At 38.6% G+C, this 17,492-nt stretch carries 16 protein-coding genes, 1 pseudogene and 1 other annotated feature; of the genes and pseudogenes, 4 read left to right on the top strand and 13 right to left on the bottom strand.

The window, feature by feature from the left end; all coding sequences use genetic code 11:
- Positions 1 to 115: 115 nt before the first annotated feature.
- The 6 genes from QK255_RS05275 to rpsB all read right to left on the bottom strand — a co-directional run bounded on the left by QK255_RS05275 (position 116) and on the right by rpsB (position 5,098).
- Positions 116 to 916, bottom strand: a complete 801-nt coding sequence (locus QK255_RS05275) for a phosphatidate cytidylyltransferase (protein ID WP_002308898.1) — start codon at positions 914 to 916, stop codon at positions 116 to 118.
- Complete coding sequence (gene uppS, locus QK255_RS05270; RefSeq protein WP_002342158.1) at positions 913 to 1,725, bottom strand: undecaprenyl pyrophosphate synthase; 813 nt, start codon at positions 1,723 to 1,725, stop codon at positions 913 to 915. Before uppS ends, QK255_RS05275 begins: the two co-directional genes overlap by 4 nt.
- Before the next feature lie 194 nt (positions 1,726 to 1,919).
- Positions 1,920 to 2,477, bottom strand: coding sequence for a ribosome recycling factor (frr, locus tag QK255_RS05265; RefSeq protein WP_002293875.1), 558 nt, complete (start codon positions 2,475 to 2,477; stop codon positions 1,920 to 1,922).
- 2 nt (positions 2,478 to 2,479) lie between these two features.
- A complete protein-coding gene (gene pyrH / locus QK255_RS05260; RefSeq protein ID WP_002293877.1) occupies positions 2,480 to 3,202 on the bottom strand; it encodes a UMP kinase in 723 nt (240 codons plus the stop codon).
- 135 nt (positions 3,203 to 3,337) lie between these two features.
- Entirely contained in the window at positions 3,338 to 4,219 is an 882-nt protein-coding gene (tsf, locus tag QK255_RS05255; protein WP_002293878.1) for a translation elongation factor Ts, read from the bottom strand.
- A 96-nt stretch (positions 4,220 to 4,315) separates the two neighbouring features.
- Positions 4,316 to 5,098, bottom strand: a complete 783-nt coding sequence (gene rpsB, locus QK255_RS05250; protein WP_002293880.1) for a 30S ribosomal protein S2 — start codon at positions 5,096 to 5,098, stop codon at positions 4,316 to 4,318.
- A gap of 358 nt (positions 5,099 to 5,456) precedes the next feature.
- Between rpsB and QK255_RS05245 the strand changes: the two genes are divergently transcribed.
- From QK255_RS05245 to phnX, 3 genes and pseudogenes are all read left to right on the top strand, one after another.
- Positions 5,457 to 5,936 (top strand): arginine repressor, encoded by a 480-nt coding sequence (locus tag QK255_RS05245; RefSeq protein WP_002316352.1) that lies wholly within the window; start codon positions 5,457 to 5,459, stop codon positions 5,934 to 5,936.
- A 219-nt stretch (positions 5,937 to 6,155) separates the two neighbouring features.
- Positions 6,156 to 7,247: pseudogene (gene phnW, locus QK255_RS05240) on the top strand (2-aminoethylphosphonate--pyruvate transaminase).
- Positions 7,240 to 8,025: a phosphonoacetaldehyde hydrolase gene (phnX, locus tag QK255_RS05235; RefSeq protein ID WP_002342156.1), complete on the top strand. Its 786-nt coding sequence runs from the start codon at positions 7,240 to 7,242 to the stop codon at positions 8,023 to 8,025. The pseudogene phnW and the gene phnX overlap by 8 nt, the downstream one beginning before the upstream one ends.
- Positions 8,026 to 8,203: 178 nt before the next feature.
- Here phnX and argS read toward each other — a convergent pair whose 3' ends face one another.
- From argS to arcA, 4 genes are all read right to left on the bottom strand, one after another.
- Positions 8,204 to 9,895, bottom strand: coding sequence for an arginine--tRNA ligase (gene argS / locus QK255_RS05230; protein ID WP_002335772.1), 1,692 nt, complete (start codon positions 9,893 to 9,895; stop codon positions 8,204 to 8,206).
- Between the two features lie 76 nt (positions 9,896 to 9,971).
- Positions 9,972 to 10,170 (bottom strand) — a binding site (T-box leader).
- Positions 10,171 to 10,318: 148 nt separating this feature from the next.
- The gene (gene arcC / locus QK255_RS05225; protein WP_002313642.1) at positions 10,319 to 11,266 is read right to left on the bottom strand and encodes a carbamate kinase; all 948 of its coding nucleotides are present in this window, start codon (positions 11,264 to 11,266) and stop codon (positions 10,319 to 10,321) included.
- Between the two features lie 114 nt (positions 11,267 to 11,380).
- Positions 11,381 to 12,400, bottom strand: a complete 1,020-nt coding sequence (argF, locus tag QK255_RS05220) for an ornithine carbamoyltransferase (RefSeq protein WP_002288437.1) — start codon at positions 12,398 to 12,400, stop codon at positions 11,381 to 11,383.
- A 90-nt stretch (positions 12,401 to 12,490) separates the two neighbouring features.
- The gene (arcA, locus tag QK255_RS05215; RefSeq protein ID WP_002308888.1) at positions 12,491 to 13,720 is read right to left on the bottom strand and encodes an arginine deiminase; all 1,230 of its coding nucleotides are present in this window, start codon (positions 13,718 to 13,720) and stop codon (positions 12,491 to 12,493) included.
- A 460-nt stretch (positions 13,721 to 14,180) separates the two neighbouring features.
- Between arcA and QK255_RS05210 the strand changes: the two genes are divergently transcribed.
- Positions 14,181 to 14,882: a Crp/Fnr family transcriptional regulator gene (locus QK255_RS05210; protein ID WP_002329347.1), complete on the top strand. Its 702-nt coding sequence runs from the start codon at positions 14,181 to 14,183 to the stop codon at positions 14,880 to 14,882.
- A gap of 61 nt (positions 14,883 to 14,943) precedes the next feature.
- On the opposite strand, the gene QK255_RS05205 is transcribed toward QK255_RS05210, so the two are convergent.
- The 3 genes from QK255_RS05205 to rimI all read right to left on the bottom strand — a co-directional run bounded on the left by QK255_RS05205 (position 14,944) and on the right by rimI (position 17,487).
- Entirely contained in the window at positions 14,944 to 15,633 is a 690-nt protein-coding gene (locus QK255_RS05205) for a CpsD/CapB family tyrosine-protein kinase (protein WP_002329348.1), read from the bottom strand.
- 376 nt (positions 15,634 to 16,009) lie between these two features.
- Positions 16,010 to 17,026: a tRNA (adenosine(37)-N6)-threonylcarbamoyltransferase complex transferase subunit TsaD gene (tsaD, locus tag QK255_RS05200; RefSeq protein WP_002308884.1), complete on the bottom strand. Its 1,017-nt coding sequence runs from the start codon at positions 17,024 to 17,026 to the stop codon at positions 16,010 to 16,012.
- Positions 17,023 to 17,487 carry a ribosomal protein S18-alanine N-acetyltransferase gene (rimI, locus tag QK255_RS05195; RefSeq protein WP_002308883.1) on the bottom strand — a complete coding sequence of 155 codons (465 nt, stop codon included), beginning with the start codon at positions 17,485 to 17,487 and terminating at the stop codon, positions 17,023 to 17,025. Before rimI ends, tsaD begins: the two co-directional genes overlap by 4 nt.
- Positions 17,488 to 17,492: the final 5 nt, after the last annotated feature.

Here is a 17,492-nt window from a genome sequence, read left to right as displayed (position 1 = left end):
CGTTAAAACACTATAATTTTACCATAGTATACCTAAGACACCAATAGTATCAATAAAATGAGAAACAAAAACCTGCGTCTTTTATGAAAATCACAAAGAAACGCAGGTATACTTACTAAATAATGCCAAATAAATGCATGATAGGGAATACAAACAGCAAGCTATCGAAACGGTCTAAGATTCCTCCGTGGCCCGGTAAGATATTTCCTGAGTCTTTCACATCATAATGGCGTTTGATTGCTGATTCGACCAAATCGCCAAATTGTCCGACTGCCGAAAAAATAATCGTCATCAGAAGCATGACAAACATACCATGATTGAATAGTTCTTTTGCTGGATACAACAATAGATAAAGAAATGCGACTACAACAGCACTTCCGATCCCGCCTAACGCGCCTTCAATCGTTTTGTTCGGTGAAATATCCGGACTTAACTTGTGTTGTCCATAACGACGGCCAACCATATAAGCACCAATATCAGTTGCCCAAACAATAAACAGACCAAAAATCAAAACAGCTAAACTTTCTGTTCGTGCATTGACGAAATTCTGGAAGCCTATTCCTACATACAAACTGACAAGTACTGGGAAACCTGCTTCATCAATCGTATACGTATTTTTAGAAATAACTGACGTCCCTAAAAGGATCATAACGATAAGATAAAATAGCATAAATGTACTGACGTTCTCTGGAAGAAAGAAGAACCATCTTTCTTTTGGCAAGACAAGGAGCACTGCACCAATAGCGGATAAAACTCCTTCAAAACTTAGGAGAGTCAATCCTTTCATCCGGAAAAGCTCATAAACTCCTACCACAGCTAAGACTGCTGCGGTAAGCTCAACCGCTATGCCCCCGATCCATATAATCGGAATAAACAAGACAAGCGCCACGGCTGCTGTGATTACGCGTTGTTTCATGACTGATCCCCTTTCTCATTTTCTGTTTTTTTTACACCGCCGAATCGACGATCTCGATTTTGATAAGAGGCAATTGCTTCTTCAAGATGCGCACCGTCAAAATCAGGCCAAAGTGCTTTTGTAAAATACAATTCGCTATATGCAATCTGCCATAACAGAAAATTACTGATCCGCTCTTCTCCGCTTGTACGGATCATCAACTCAGGATCTTGTAATTCTTTGGGCAAGAAACCTGTCATTAGATGGTTGGCAATCAATTCATCATCGATTTCTTCTGCCTGTATTTCTCCCTTTGCTACTTCTTCAGCAATTTTTTGGACTGCAGTCACGATTTCTGCTCTGCTTCCGTAATTCAAAGCAAAGTTTAACACCATTCCGGTATTGTCTTTTGTTTGCTCAATTGCACGTTTTACAGCGTCTTGCGTATGTTCTGGTAACACGTTCTCATACCCCATGACATGGACTTTGACGTTTTCTTTGATCAATTCTGGTACGAACGTATCAAAAAAGTCGACAGGTAGTTGCATGAGAAAACTTACTTCATCTTTTGGTCGCTTCCAGTTTTCAGTCGAAAAAGCATAAAGCGTCAATACTTTCACTCCAAGCCTTGATGCTTTCTTTGTAACTTTCTTTACTGTTTCCATACCTTCTTTATGACCAGCGACTCTTGGCAAACGCCGGTTTTGCGCCCAACGACCATTGCCGTCCATGATGATGGCAACGTGTTGAGGAATTGGTCCATCGGCATTAAATTGAAATTCGCTTTTTTCTTGAATATATTTGTTTTTTTGCGGAAAAAAACGTAACATTCTTTTTCCTCCTATACTTAAAAGATTCCCACTATCTTAAGTATTATAGCAATATCTAAACGTTTTTCCTATGAAATCATTGTTTTTTTATTTAAAAACTGAATAATTTTTTCTTTTTTTAATCTTTAAATAAAAGAAACATAAATAAAAACAGAGGAAGCGGAATGATCCGCCCCTCTGTTTTTATGGTTTTATTAAACTTCCAATAATTCTTTTTCTTTATCAGCAGCGATCTTATCTACTTCTTTAATGCTGTTATCTGTCAATGTTTGTACGTCTTTTTCTAGTCCGCGCAAATCATCTTCGGTAATGTCACCATTTTTTTGTTGTTTTTTATATTCGTCGATCGCATCACGACGGATGTTACGAATCGCGATTTTTGCATTTTCTGCTTCTTTTTTCACATCTTTAGCTAATTCTTTTCTGCGTTCTTCTGTCAGTTGCGGGATAACCAAACGAATAACATTTCCATCATTGGTAGGACTGATTCCGATATCACTTGCCATAATAGCTTTTTCAACATCTTGAAGAATGCTCTTGTCAAAAGGCGTGATCATTAAAACACGTGCTTCTGGGATTTGGATTGACGCCATTTGGTTCAATGGAGTTGGTGCACCGTAATAATTCACAGTGATTCGATCCAAAAGGCTAGCATTCGCGCGGCCTGCGCGGATTTGCCCAAGTTCACGTTGAAGATTTTGTGCTGCTTTTTTCATTTTTTCTTTTGCTTCTGTCATAATTGCATCTGCCATTTTTATTTCCCCCTTACAGTCGTTCCGATATTTTCGCCTAAGATTGCCCGGCGAATATTTCCGTGTTCATTTAAATTGAAGACAAGCAATGGAATGTCATTGTCCATGCTTAGTGAACTTGCAGTTGAATCCATGACTTGTAATCCTTTAGCAATCACTTCCAGATGAGTCAGTTCTTCAAATTTCACTGCATTTGCATCTACTTTCGGATCAGCAGAATAAACACCGTCTACATTGTTTTTAGCCATCAGGATAACATCTGCGCCGATTTCTGCTGCGCGTAATGCTGCCGTTGTATCTGTCGAGAAGTACGGGTTGCCGGTACCGCCTGCAAAAATAACAATCCGTCCTTTTTCTAAATGACGTTCTGCTTTACGGCGAATGTAGGGCTCTGCGATTTGACGCATTTCAATCGAAGTTTGCACGCGTGTCGGTACACCCACGTTTTCCAACGTATCCTGTAAAGCTAAGGCATTCATAACTGTAGCTAACATACCCATGTAATCAGCTTGAGCGCGTTCCATGCCCATTTGTGCTCCGATTTGTCCGCGCCAGATATTTCCGCCGCCCACAACGATTGCCATTTCAACGCCCAGTTCGTGAACTTCTTTGATTTCTTGGATGATTTCTTTGATTACTGGTGGTTTGATTCCAAATCCTGCATCCCCAGCTAAAGCTTCTCCACTCAATTTTAAGACTACACGCTGATATTTCGGTGTGACCATGTTCATTCCTCCAATATTTTCTATTGCCATTTTACCATACTTAGATGATTTCGACACGCTAAGCCTGGTTTTTCTTGTTTTGCTTAAAAAAAGGGAGCGCACAAAGCGTGCGTTCCCGTCTGTCATTCAACAGAATTATTTTTTCACTTGGCTCATAACTTCTTCTACAAAGTTATCTTCGCGTTTTTCGATACCTTCGCCAACTTCGAAACGTACGAATGTTTTAACAGTTGCGCCTTTTGAAGCAACGTATTTTTCAACAGTCATATCAGGATCTTTAACGAATGGTTGGTCAACCAAAGCGATTTCTGCTTTGAATTTCTTCAAGCGTCCTTCTACCATTTTTTCAACGATATTCGCTGGTTTGCCTTCATTCAATGCTTGTTCTGTAAGAACAGTTTTTTCATGTTCTAATTCAGCTTCTGGAATTTGTGATTCGTTTACATAGCGAGGATTGATAGCTGCTACGTGCATAGCTACGTCTCTTGCAACTGTTTCATCTGTTGTTCCGTCTAGAACAGTCAATACAGCAATACGTCCACCCATATGCAAGTATCCGCCAAATGCAGCATTGTCGTCTTTTTCTACAACTTCAAAGCGACGGAAGCTGATTTTTTCTCCGATAACTTGAGTTGCTTCGATCAAGTCAGATTCAATCGTTCCTTTATCTGTTTTGATTTTCATTGCAGCTTCCATGTCTGCTGGTTTGTTTTCAGCAACAAGTTCTGCGATTTCTTTTACTAAGTCTTGGAACATTTCATTTTTAGATACAAAGTCTGTTTCTGAGTTTACTTCAACGATTGCTGCAGTGTTACCTTTCACAGCAACTGAAGCTAATCCTTCAGCGGCAATGCGGTCATTTTTCTTTGCAGCCTTTGCCATTCCTTTTTCACGTAAAAGATCAACTGCTTTTTCCATATCGCCTTCTACTTCAACTAATGCTTTTTTCGCATCCATCATTCCTACGCCAGTCATTTCGCGTAGTTCTTTTACCATTTTAGCTGTAACGTCTGCCATGTTTAACTCCTCCTGTGGTGTTCTTTTTAAAAAAAGCTGCTTCAAAGGAGAGTGAGGCTTGTCGCCCAGCCTTTGAAACAGCTCCATCATTCAAAATTATTCTGCTGAAGAATTGTCGCCTTCAACAACATCTACGATTTCTTCGATTGATGTTGCTGTGTTTTCTTCTGTGAAATCTTCTTCAACTACTTGATCTTCACCTTGGTTTCCTTCGATGAAAGCATCAGCCATTTTTGAAGTAATCAATTTAACGGCACGAATTGCGTCGTCGTTTGAAGGGATTACTACGTCGATTTCATCTGGATCGCAGTTTGTATCAACCATAGCTACGATTGGGATATTTAATTTGTGTGCTTCTTGAACAGCAATACGTTCTTTACGTGGGTCAACGATGTACATTACATCTGGGATTCTTGGCATATCAGCGATACCGCCTAAGAATTTTTCAAGACGTTCGCGTTCTTTGTTCAAACCAGCAACTTCTTTTTTAGGTAGAACTTCAAAAGTTCCATCTTCTTCCATTGCATTGATTTGTTTCAAACGGCTGATACGTTTTTGGATAGTATCCCAGTTTGTCAATGTTCCGCCTAACCAACGATGGTTAACGAAGTATTGTCCTGCACGAGTTGCTTCTTCTTTGATTGCTTCTTGTGCTTGTTTTTTTGTACCTACGAATAATGCTACGCCGCCTTCTTCAGCAACGCTCTTCATGTAATCATAAGCTGCATCTACTAATTTAACTGTTTTTTGTAAGTCAATGATGTAGATTCCGTTTCTTTCTGTGAAGATATATTTCTTCATTTTTGGGTTCCAGCGACGAGTTTGGTGACCAAAGTGTACGCCGGCTTCTAGTAATTGTTTCATAGAAATTACTGCCATGTTTGTTTCCTCCGATTTGGTTTTATTTTCCCTCTTCTTATCTTCTACCTTGCCGGCAAACTTTTTCAAGCACCTACCGACAATCCAATAAGAATGTGGATTTGCTGATGCATAAAGCACCCTCAGCTATTATACAGACAAAAGATCCATATCGCAAGAGCAAATGTACTTTTCTGCTCAACATTCAATAGTTTACCTGAAAGACAAAAAGAATTCAAGAAAAACAGTAGATTTCTCTTTGTTTCTTTATTCTCTTTTTCCCATAAAATAATTTTAGATATAAAAGACGAATATTATTGGGCAATCCTTCTTTTTTTTGTTATGATACATGTGAAATCTTTCGTAAAGGAGAAAGAAAATGCGCAAAGCTCAAAGACATTTGCTGATTAAACAAGTCATTGAAGAATTCCCGATCCGTACGCAAGAAGAACTATTAAACAAACTTGGGCATTATGGCGTTACCGCAACGCAAGCAACGATTTCTCGAGATATACGTGATCTGAAAATCGTGAAAGCACCTGATGAAAACGGTATTTCCCGCTTTGTGTTGTTTCGCGAAAAAGGTACTCCTGATACTAAGACTGAAGAAGAGGATCGGCTGATTCAAATGATTGAAGACATTGTGTTGAAAGTCGAACGAGTCCACTTTTTGACAATCGTTAATACCTTGCCAGACAATGCTCATTTATTTGCATCTGTTTTAGATGAGATCAAGCCTCCTCCTATCGTCAGTACGATTGCTGGATTTGATACGATCATGATCATCTCAGAAAATGAGGAGGATGCAAAACGAGTAGAAGAATTTCTTCACCATCCGACTGAAGTATCACTTTTTTAATCAGAACACGTGTTCCTAATAAGGAATGCGTGTTTTTTTATTTTCAATATTTTCCTTGTTAAATAAACCTTTACACTCTTTACAAAAATACATCAGTTTTTATTTAAACTTTTCATAACTTTGATTAAATCACAATACTCTTCATTTATATTGGATGTTAGCAAGAGCAGATTCTTGCTCTTTGTGTATGTCAATAAAAAAGAAATGAAAGGAAATCGCATGTATAAATTATTAACGCCTGGACCATTAACGACTTCTGAAACAGTGAAAAAAGCGATGCTGACCGATCATTGTACCTGGGATCAAGAATACAAAGAGATGACACAATGAATAAGAAAAAAATTGCTGGAGCTTGCTCAAGTACCGGAAGAACTATACACAACGGTCTTGATGCAAGGCAGCGGCTCCTTTGGGATAGAATCTGTTTTAAGTTCTGTGATCAGACCAGAAGATACTTTGCTGATTTGTTCAAATGGCGCATACGGTCAACGAATGGTTGCCATGTGCAAATGTCTGCAACTAAACTATGCAGTTTATGAAGTACCTGAACACCAAATTCCCCAAGCACATATGATTACACAGTTGATTGAAGAGAATCCGTCTATCTCCGCACTTGCAATGGTCCATAGCGAGACTACTTCCGGTATTTTAAATGATTTGGAAGAAATTGCTGCTGTCACACAGGAAAGAGATCTTTTGTTTATAGTAGATGCGATGTCTAGCTTTGGTGGGATACCGATTCATGTAGCGGAACTAGGGATCGATTTTTTGATTTCTAGCTCAAATAAATGTATTCAAGGTGTTCCAGGTTTTTCTTTTGTACTTGCTAATAAAGTGGAACTAGAAAAGCGAAAAAATGCGAGTCGAAGTTTGTCACTTGATCTGTATGACCAGTACCGCGTGATGGAAAACGAGAATGGCAAATGGCGTTTCACTTCCCCTACTCATACGGTTTTGGCTTTTCAACAGGCATTGAAGGAACTAGAGCTAGAAGGAGGGATCGAAACTCGATATTCACGTTATCTCGCCAATAATCATGTGCTACGACAAAAAATGACAGAGATGGGGTTCCAGCCTTTCATCCAAGAGTATCAGGGGCCATTCATTACCTCTTTTCTTTACCCTAAAGACTGGCGATTTGATTTCAATCATTTCTATCAGCATTTAAAACAAAACGGATTTGTGATCTATCCTGGGAAAATCAGCGATCATGAATGTTTTCGTATCGGTAATATTGGCGAGATTTATCCAGAAGACATTTTAGAACTGACAGCAATTATCAAAGACTATAAGGAGAACATTAATGATTAAAACTGTAATTTTTGATTGGGCAGGAACAACTGTGGACTTTGGCTGTATGGCTCCTGTCCACGCTTTTAGAAATGCTTTTCTAGAAAAAGGGATCCAACTGACTGACAAAGAGATCCGCGAACCGATGGGAAAATTAAAATGGGATCATATCCAACAGCTTCTTTCCCTCCCTTCTGTCAAAGAACAATGGATAGCGATTCATGGACAACTACCTCAGGAAAAAGAGGTGGAGGAATTGTATCAGCAATTTGAACATTATCTGTTTAAAGATTTGGTCCAACATTCTACCTTGAAACCCGACACATTGGAAACGATCGAACAGTTGAGAAGCGCTGGGATCAATATTGGTTCCACGACTGGATTTACTGCTCCTATGATGGCAATCGTAGCAGAAACCGCAAAAAAAGAAGGGTATTCACCAGACTTCATGGCAACTTCTGAAGACGTCGAAGGATATGGACGACCATTTCCTTATATGATTCATAAAAACATACAATATTTCAAAAACAAGTCAGTTGATGAAGTAATCAAAGTCGGAGATACGGTCTCAGATATCCAAGAAGGGAAAAATGCTGGGGTGTTTACAGTAGGTGTGATTGAAGGTAGTTCGCTGATGGGACTTTCATATGATGCATACCAACAAATAGAGATGGAGGAAAAAGATCGCTTAAAACAGTCTGTTGCACTTAGATTCCAACAAGCTGGTGCTGATCTTTGCGTAAATAACTTGAAGGAGTTAACAGAGTACATTTTGTGCGCTGACAAGAATCCAGAATGACTTTTATACAAAATAAGAGCTGTGACAAAAATATTGTCACAGCCCTTATTGCGAATAAACGGTGTTCTCCTGCCAACTCCTCGGTCACAAGTCACAATATCCAACAAACATGAGAAGCTGTTTTTTGAAATTGTTCCTTGTGACTCGGAGCTGAACACTGATTTCACATTCTTTTTTCTTACATCTTATCTGGTGCATGAAGTCCTAGCAAACGAAGATCTTCTTTCAATAATACAGTCACTGCATACACTAAAGCTAAGCGTGCTTCTTTTTGTTCATCGTCAGCTAAAATCTTCGTATGAGCATAGTATTTGTTGAATGCCTGTGCTAATTTGATTGCATGTTTCGCAATCACTGAAGGTTCATATTTTTCCCCAGCGGATAAGACTGTTTCAGGATATTTTTGAACCAATTTGACTACTTCCCAGCTGATATCGTCATTCAACGCATAGTCTGCTGTTTCTGAAGGGACGAATCCTGCTTTTTCCAACAGACTGACTGCACGAGCATGTGTATATTGCACATAAGGTCCAGTTTCTCCTTCAAAACGAACCACTTCTTCTAAGTTGAAGTCAAATGTATTGAGACGATCGTTTTTCAAATCATGGAAGATGACTGCCCCAACCCCTACTTGTTTAGCTACAACATCTTTGTTTTCTAAATCAGGGTTTTTCTCGCTGATCTGCTCTTTAGCAGATTGGATTGCTTCATTCAATACTTCTTCTAGTAAGACGATTTTTCCTTTACGAGTTGATAATTTTTTACCACCTTGTGTGATCAAACCAAATGGGATATGGTGCATGTCGTCAGACCAGTCAAAGCCCATTTCCTTCAAGACAGCTTTCAATTGTTTGAAATGATAACTTTGTTCATTCCCTACTACATATAGAGATTGTTTGAAGTCATAGGTACGTTTACGATACAATGCGGCAGCTAAGTCACGTGTGATGTATAGTGTCGCGCCATCTGATTTCTTGATTAATGCTGGATTCAAGTCGTAAGCAGAAAGGTCAACGATCTCCGCACCTTTATCTTCGTTCAGCAAATGTTTTTCTTCTAAAAGTTCGACGATTTCATCCATTTTGTCATTATAGAAAGCTTCACCGTTCAATGAATCAAACTGTACTTCCAGTAGATCATAGATTTTGTTGAATTCTTTCATCGATTCATCACGGAACCATTGCCACAATTGGATAGCTTCTTCATCGCCTTCTTCTAGACGTTTGAACCAAGCACGAGCTTCTTCATTTAATTCCGGTTCTGTTTCAGCTACTTCATGGAATTGGACATACAAACGAAGCAGTTCATTGATTGGCTCTGCTTTGACCGCTTCTTCTGAACCCCATTTTTTGTAAGCAACAATCAGTTTTCCGAATTGCGTGCCCCAGTCACCTAAATGATTGATGCGGATTGGCTGGTATCCGATTTTTTCCATAATGAAGCCAATCGAATTACCGATAACTGTCGAACGTAAATGTCCCATTGAGATTGGTTTTGCAATATTTGGAGAAGACATATCGATCGGTACGGTTCCTTGATTCCCGATATTGCTGTCCCCATAATGTTCTTTTTCTTTCACTACTGTTTGCAAAACTTTTTTGCTGATAAGTTCTTTATTCATGAAAAAGTTCAAGTAAGGTCCAACCACTTCGATTTTTTCAAAGTTGGCAGAGTCGATTTTTTCTGCTAAATCTGCAGCGATTTGCTGTGGCGCTTTTCGGTAAACTTTTGCTAATGAAAAGGCTGGAAATGCCACATCCCCGTGTTCGGCTGATTTTGGATTTTCTAGTAATTGTTCGACTTGTTCAAGTGTCAAATCGTCTTTGACAATGTCATAGACGGCTTTTGCGACAAGATCTTTATTATTCATCTTTATTCCTCCTAAAATACTCTCTTATTTGTTCAACAAAAAAAATCTCTAATGACGACATACTTAGTATGCCATCATTAGAGACGAGATTTCCCGCGGTACCACTCCAATTGTCCTAAAAAAAGGACCAGCTCCATCTGATATCGGTAGACGACCGTCTGTTTAAAACAGAATTCTCCAAGTGCGCTTCGTTGTATCTCCTTCATTCGGCTTCCACCACTTCCGAATTCGCTAGCCAAGAATGATACAAGTACTCTCTTGTTCAACAAATCTTAATCTTATTAAACTTTCTTGAATTATATCAGAAAAAAAAACGAAAGGCTAGTCGTTTCTAATAAAAAAAACAATCCAGATGGCCTAAAGGAGAAGAAATACCACCTGGATAGTTATAAATCATTTCGTAAATACGAAAGACTTAACAAATTAATCAGCTACGATAATCGTTCCTTCTTCAGAAGCTAAAAGATTTTCGATATTTTCTAAAGAAGTGATGATTGCCTTAGCGTTCGGTTTTGCTTCAACAAATGCAATGGCTGCTTCTACTTTCGGAAGCATGCTTCCTGGAGCGAACTGTTTTTCATCAATGTATTGTTTCATTTCTGAAACAGTAACAGTTTCTAGTTTCTTTTGATCCGGTTTTTGGTAATTGACATACACATTGTCTACACCTGTCAAAACGATCAGCAAATCCGCATCGATGATTTCGGCTAATTTTTCTGAAGCAAAGTCTTTATCGATCACGGCTTCTCGCCCTTCTAATCCGGTCGCTGTTTCTACAACAGGAATCCCGCCACCGCCGACAGACACCGTGATAACTCCTTGTTCGACTAGCGTTTCGATGACACGTGCTTCTTTGATCGAGATTGGTTTAGGGGAAGCGACTACTTTTCTCCATCCACGTCCAGCGTCTTCTTTGAATGTCACAGTAGAATCAGCATTCATTTGTTCTTTCGCTTCTTCTTCCGTGTAGAATGGGCCGACTGGTTTACTTGGATTTTTGAAGGAAGGATCGTTTTCATCCACAATGACTTGAGTGACTAAAGAAACTACATCTTTATCGATCCCTTTTTCCTTCAGTACTTCACCCATCGCGTTTTGGAGCCAGTAGCCGATTGACCCTTCCGTCATTGCGACACATGTATCTAAAGGCATTGCTGGTGTTTTCTCAGAATCAGCAGCTTGCTGCTGAATCAATAGGTTGCCGACTTGCGGACCATTTCCGTGAGAGATGATTAGTTCATCTCCTTGTTCGATAAATTTCACTAAATACTTTGCTGTTTCCATTAACGCTTCTTGTTGGGCTTTTGCACTTGCATCCGTAGACAAGATGGCATTGCCTCCTAAAGCGACAACTACTTTTCGTTTGGCCATTTCATTCGTCCTTTCTTCAGTTCTCCTGAATTTTCTAGATAACAAAACGAGCCAGCGTTTTGTGATTTTCCCTCAATGCTGACTCGTTTTTTCGTGAGATGAATGTGGTTATGCTTAAACGCGAGGGATAAACAAGTTACCTAATGTTGCTGCCATGATCGCTTTGATTGAATGCATACGATTTTCTGCTTGGTCAAATTGACGAGCATATTTGCTGCGGAAGACTTCATCTGTTACTTCCATTTCAGTGATGCCAAAGCGTTCTTTCATTTGTTCACCGTAAACAGTGTTTGTATCATGGAAAGCTGGTAAGCAGTGCAAGAAGATCAAACGATCTGTATTGTGTGTTTTTTCTACCATTTCCATATTGATTTGGTAAGGTTTCAACAATTTGATCCGTTCTTCAAATTTATCTTCTTCACCCATTGATACCCATACATCAGAATAAAGCACGTCTGCTCCGTCTACACCTTTATCAACATCGTCGGTAATCATCAATTGTGCCCCTGATTTTTCAGCAAAACCTTCTGCCATTTTGACGATTTCTTCTTCAGGTTGTAATTCTTTTGGTGCAACGATACGCATGTTTGCTCCCAAAATTGCACCTGTTACTAATAAAGAGTTAGCCATATTGTTTCGACCATCTCCACAGTATGCAACAGTGATACCTTCTACAGTTCCAAAGTTTTCTTGGATAGTTAAAAAGTCAGCGATCATTTGTGTTGGATGCCATTCGTCAGTCAAGCCATTCCAAACTGGAACGCCAGAGAATTCTGCTAGTTCCTCTACCATTTTTTGACTGAAACCACGGAATTCGATTCCGTCAAACATACGACCTAACACTTTAGCTGTATCTTCTGTTGATTCTTTTTTACCTAATTGGATGTCATTTGCACCTAGGTATTCAGGATGTGCGCCTAGATCGATTGCTGCAGTGGTAAATGCAGAACGAGTACGTGTAGATGTTTTTTCAAATAAAAGTGCGATATTTTTTCCTTCTAGATAGTGATGTGGGATCCCACGTTTTTTCAAGTCTTTCAAGTGTTCTGAAAAATCGATCAAATATTGTAACTCTTCTTTTGTAAAATCTTTTTCTGCTAATAAACTTCTTCCTTGGAATACTGATTCTTTCATATTAAACATTCTCCTTTAGATTGTTTTTATTTAAGATTAAAGAGGAAATCCTGACGACAGCTGACAGTAAGACTGTCGTCAGGTTATAAACTACTTCAAGTCTTCACGGACAAGTGGTTGGCTCATACAACGTGGACCGCCACGACCTCGTGACAATTCACTAGAATTGATTTCCAACACTTTGATACCATAGCTACGAAGCAATTCGTTCGATACGTAATTCCGATTGTAAGTGACTACGACACCTGGAGCGATTGCCAATGTATTGGATCCGTCATTCCATTGTTCTCTAGGGGCAACGATCTCATCCCCATTACCAGTTGGAATCAATACAAGATCATCTAATCCAAGAGCAGCTTTCATCGTTTCGTGTAAGTTATCTGAATGAGTGATCTTGATATCATCACCATCTGGTTCGATCGTAAAGACATCCATCTTACCGTCTTTACTTTGGATTGCTGGATGGATAGTGAATTTGTCATGATCTACCATTGTGAATACGGTGTCCAGATGCATCATTGCACGGTTGTTCGGGATTTTGATTGCTAATACTTTTTCAAATCCTGAATTTTTTGCGAATAGATGGCGTGCTAGTTTTTCTAAAGCTTTTGCATTTGTTCGTTGAGAAATCCCAACTGCTACTACTTTGTCGCTTAAGATTAATTCATCTCCACCTTCGATATGATCAGGATTTTCACGATCCAACCATACTTCGATCCCTTTATTGGCAAATCTTGGATGATGTTTCAAAATATATTCTGTAAACATCGATTCACGACGACGTGCTTCAAAAGTCATCTTATTGACGGTCATTCCATTTCCCATTGATGCGGAAGGGTCGCGTGTAAAGTACAAGTTTGGCATTGGGTCCATGTAAAATGGATAGTCGTCGTCTGCTGAAAGATCATATAGGCTGCTAGAACGTACTTCGATATCTTTTGTACGAACCCCAGCCATGATTTTATCTACCATTTCTTGTGTTTCCATTGATAGAAGGAACTCATGAAGACCATCTCTTACTGCATTCGATGCGATATGAGATTCATCCAACATTTTATTCAAGAATTGTTCTTTGACGTTGCCTGCGTCAATCGCTTCTGCTGCTAATTTTTCCAAGTAAAGAGTTTCGACGCCTTCGTTTTGCAAGGTCTTTGCAAAGTTGTCATGCTCTTCTTGAGCAATCGGAAGATATGGAATATCATCGAACAACAGACGATCCATAATATCTGGTGTCAAATTTTCCACTTCTTGTCCAGGCCGTTTCAGTAAAACTGTCTTTAATTTCCCTATTTCAGAGAAAACGTGAATAGGTTTATCCATGTTATGTTGCCTCCTTCTTTTTGATTACATGTATAGGATAGCCTCCTTTTGTAATCACTTTCATAATTTTGTCTCATTCAAAATGAGACATCCCTCACATTAATATTCGATAATTAAATAATTAAACGTTTTTCTAATTTTAAGCGTAATTTATTCATTTTTTATTCTGTATACACTTCCAAAAAAATATTTATTCATCTAAAAATTTTTTTTGAATAAATCAAAAAAATAAACTATACTAACATTGTTAGCGTTTGCTATATGTATTATTATTGTTTTTTATACACAAATACTTATCTTCAAAATAAATTATTCAATGTAGATGTATATTTTTTACATAATAACAAATTTTATTTGTAAAGTATTAAAACTTATGTTTAATCCAGATGTGTTAAAACTTTACAAATTCTTTAAAAAAAGTAACAATAACTATAGTGAACAATAAGGAGAGGACTTTTTAATGCGTGTTAATAAAATCGATTTTCACTTTTCAAAACTCAGATATCAACCTGATTTTGAACATTTCTCGGATGAAGAGTTCCAACAGATCAAGGAACATACTGTTCTTCGTTCCTATAAGAAAGGACAAATCCTTTTTGATGATGGAGATCCTAGACAACGGTTATATATCTTGACCAAAGGACTTGTTCGTTTAGAACGTTACGATGAAAGTGCCACCTATTATTATTATGATTACGTGACTACCAATAACCTTTTTCCTATGTCAGGAATGTTTGGAGAAGAGACCTACACTTATACAGCTCAAGCGATGACTGATATCGAAACTTTCTATCTTCCTGTTTCCTACTATGAAAAATTAGCACGAAAAAATCCTGAACAACTGATCTATATGATCCAAAAAATTTCTAAAGTAGTCGAAATACATGAGTTACGTATCCAAATTGGATTAACCTCCAGTGCTTTTGATCGAGTGAAACAAAATCTATTCATTTTGAAAGAAGAACTTGGCGTACCAACAGAAGACGGCCATATCACCATTCCTTATCCAATTACCTTAAAAGAATTAGCAGTGAATAGCGGTACGACACGTGAAACTGCTGGACAAGTAATCAAACAACTACGTGATTCAGGACTGTTAGATTATCACAAAAAGCATTTTACTTTCTGTAAGACCGCTACTACTCCAGCTTTGAGAGAATAACGCGACAAAAAGAAACAGCGATCCTGATATTTATCGGGGGCGCTGTTTCTTTTTGTTTCGTCTATTCAAATGATTGGTAATAATAAGTGAGATCACTCTCTTTTTTTGTTCCATTGTAAACTACACCTAATATATTTGCTTTTGCAATCTGCAACAGTTCTTTCGCTTTTAACAACTCTTGTTTCTTTGTCTTTCTTTCTCTGACAACAAGTAGCGTTCCATCCGTTTTTGCTGCAAGGATTTGAGCATCCGTTACAGTCGCTACCGGAGGCATATCAAAGATGACCAGATCAAAGTCAAGTATCAGTTCTTCTATTATCTCTTCCATTCTTTTCGTCCCTAAAACTTCCGAAGGGTTGGGCGGCTTTGGACCACTGGGCAAGATCCAAAGATTTTCTATATGTGTTTCAGTTATGTAATCGTCCGCTATCCGTTCACGCTCACTAAGTAAATTACTCAATCCTTCATTATGCGGCAATTGAAAAGACAATGCTACAGTTGGTTTCCTCAAATCGGCATCTACAAGTAAGACCTGTTTTCCACTATTTGCAAAAACTACTGCTAGATTAGCGGCAGTAATAGATTTCCCTTCATCTGGGCCGGAAGAAGTGATGACCAATGTATTCAATTCCCGATCAATCGCTGCAAACTGGATATTGGACCGGATCGTTCGATATTTCTCGGCAGTAATCGATTGATCAGCTAGTGCAACTAAAGGAACCGGAGAGGCAGCTATTTTCTTTTTCTTCATATTCTCTCTACTTTCTTTTTTCATTTTGTATTCAGACTTTCTATGTACACGAATAAATCCTATGATTTATTGAATTAATCATAGCACAGGAAAAAAACGAACACAATTTATATAATAACTATTTTTTATTACAGATATCAGCATAAAACGTTTTTAAAACAAGCTGTCTCGTAATTTTAAATAACACAACCAATTAAAAATAGGCCAAAAATAGGGTTGTGACAAAAATCTGTCACAACCCTTATTACAATAAATAGTGTTCAAAAGCTTGCATCTACGGTAATAAGTTCAACCAAATCAAAAACATGTGAAGCTGTTTTTTTCTTTGCTGTTCTTATAACTTGATGCAGGGCAGCTTTTTCACACTCTCTTTCATTTATTCAGATAAAACCAAGCTTGGATCAGCATTCAACTGATAGCTGGCAAAATTTCTTTTTTGCATTTCCACATGTGCTGCTGCTCCAATCATTGCAGCATTATCTCCACAAAGTCTCAGAGGCGGAATCACTAATTCTACTTCAGGGAGTTTAGCTGACAGAGCAGCTTGCAATCCTTCACGCAACCCTTGATTGGCCGCCACACCTCCAGCTACAACCAGTTGCTTGACTGGATAATTTTGACAAGCTCGAAGTGTTTTAGTAATCAATACATCGATCACACTTGCTTGAAAGCTAGCTGCTAAATCATTTTTGTCTAGATCTTCTCCACGCTGTTGTGCATTATGCACCAAATTGATAAATGCACTTTTTAATCCACTGAAACTGAAATCATAATTATCTTCATGGATCATCGCTCGTGGAAAATGATAATTATCTTTTCCTTGATGAGCTAGCTGATCGATTTCTTTTCCGCTTGGATAAGAAAGACCTAAGACTCTTCCAACTTTGTCATAAGCTTCTCCTGCTGCATCGTCTCTTGTCTCCCCAATGATTTCATATGATCCATCTTCTTGCATATAGACTAATTCTGTATGTCCTCCGCTAACAAGAAGTGCCATCAATGGAAACTGGAATGGTTTGACCAGACGTGCGGCATAAATATGACCTGCCATATGGTTCACAGGAATCAGCGGCAATTGGTGTGCCCAAGCAAAAGCCTTAGCAGCAGAAATACCAATCAACAAAGAGCCGACGAGTCCAGGCCCATAAGTGACAGCGACTGCCGATAAATCTTCTGCCGATACACCAGCTTCTACCAGTGCATCTTCCAAGCATAAGGTTATTTGTTCTACATGATGGCGGCTAGCTACTTCAGGCACCACTCCGCCAAAACGTTTATGACTGTTTATTTGGGAAGCAACGATGTTAGATAAGATCTCTGTTCCATTTCTAACGACCGCTACACTCGTTTCATCACAACTTGATTCAATTGCCAGAATCAATTCTTCATTCATTTCATCGTCTCCGTTTTTAACTTTCTGCTCATAATGATCGCATCTTCTGTCGGATTGCGATAATATGATTTCCGTTTACCTAATATACGGAACTTTTCTGATTCATAAAGTTTTCTTGCTGCTTCATTAGACAGACGTACTTCTAAAAAAACATGCAGCGAATCTTTTATTTGTTCCGCAATCAGCAGATGTAGCAAATGCCGTGCATAGCCTTTTCCTTGTTCTGAAACTGCAACAGCGATATTCGTGATTTCGACTTCATCCATTACTTTCGAATACCCGACAAAACCACAGATCTGATTATCTTCAACTAAAAGAAGATAATCTGTGTGGGGCTGTTGGATATCTGTCAAAAACTGCATCTTCGTCCAAGGTGAGCCATATGGATAAGCATTTTCGCTAATTGCCCATACGCATTCTGCCAAATATGCTTCATCAAAATCTTTTTTTCTGCAAATCAACTAAT

The organism is Enterococcus sp. ZQ21, assembly GCF_030053755.1.
Taxonomy (GTDB): domain Bacteria; phylum Bacillota; class Bacilli; order Lactobacillales; family Enterococcaceae; genus Enterococcus_B; species Enterococcus_B lactis.
Note: the sequence above shows the minus strand (reverse complement) of the source record. Positions and strands in the feature narration are given on the sequence as shown.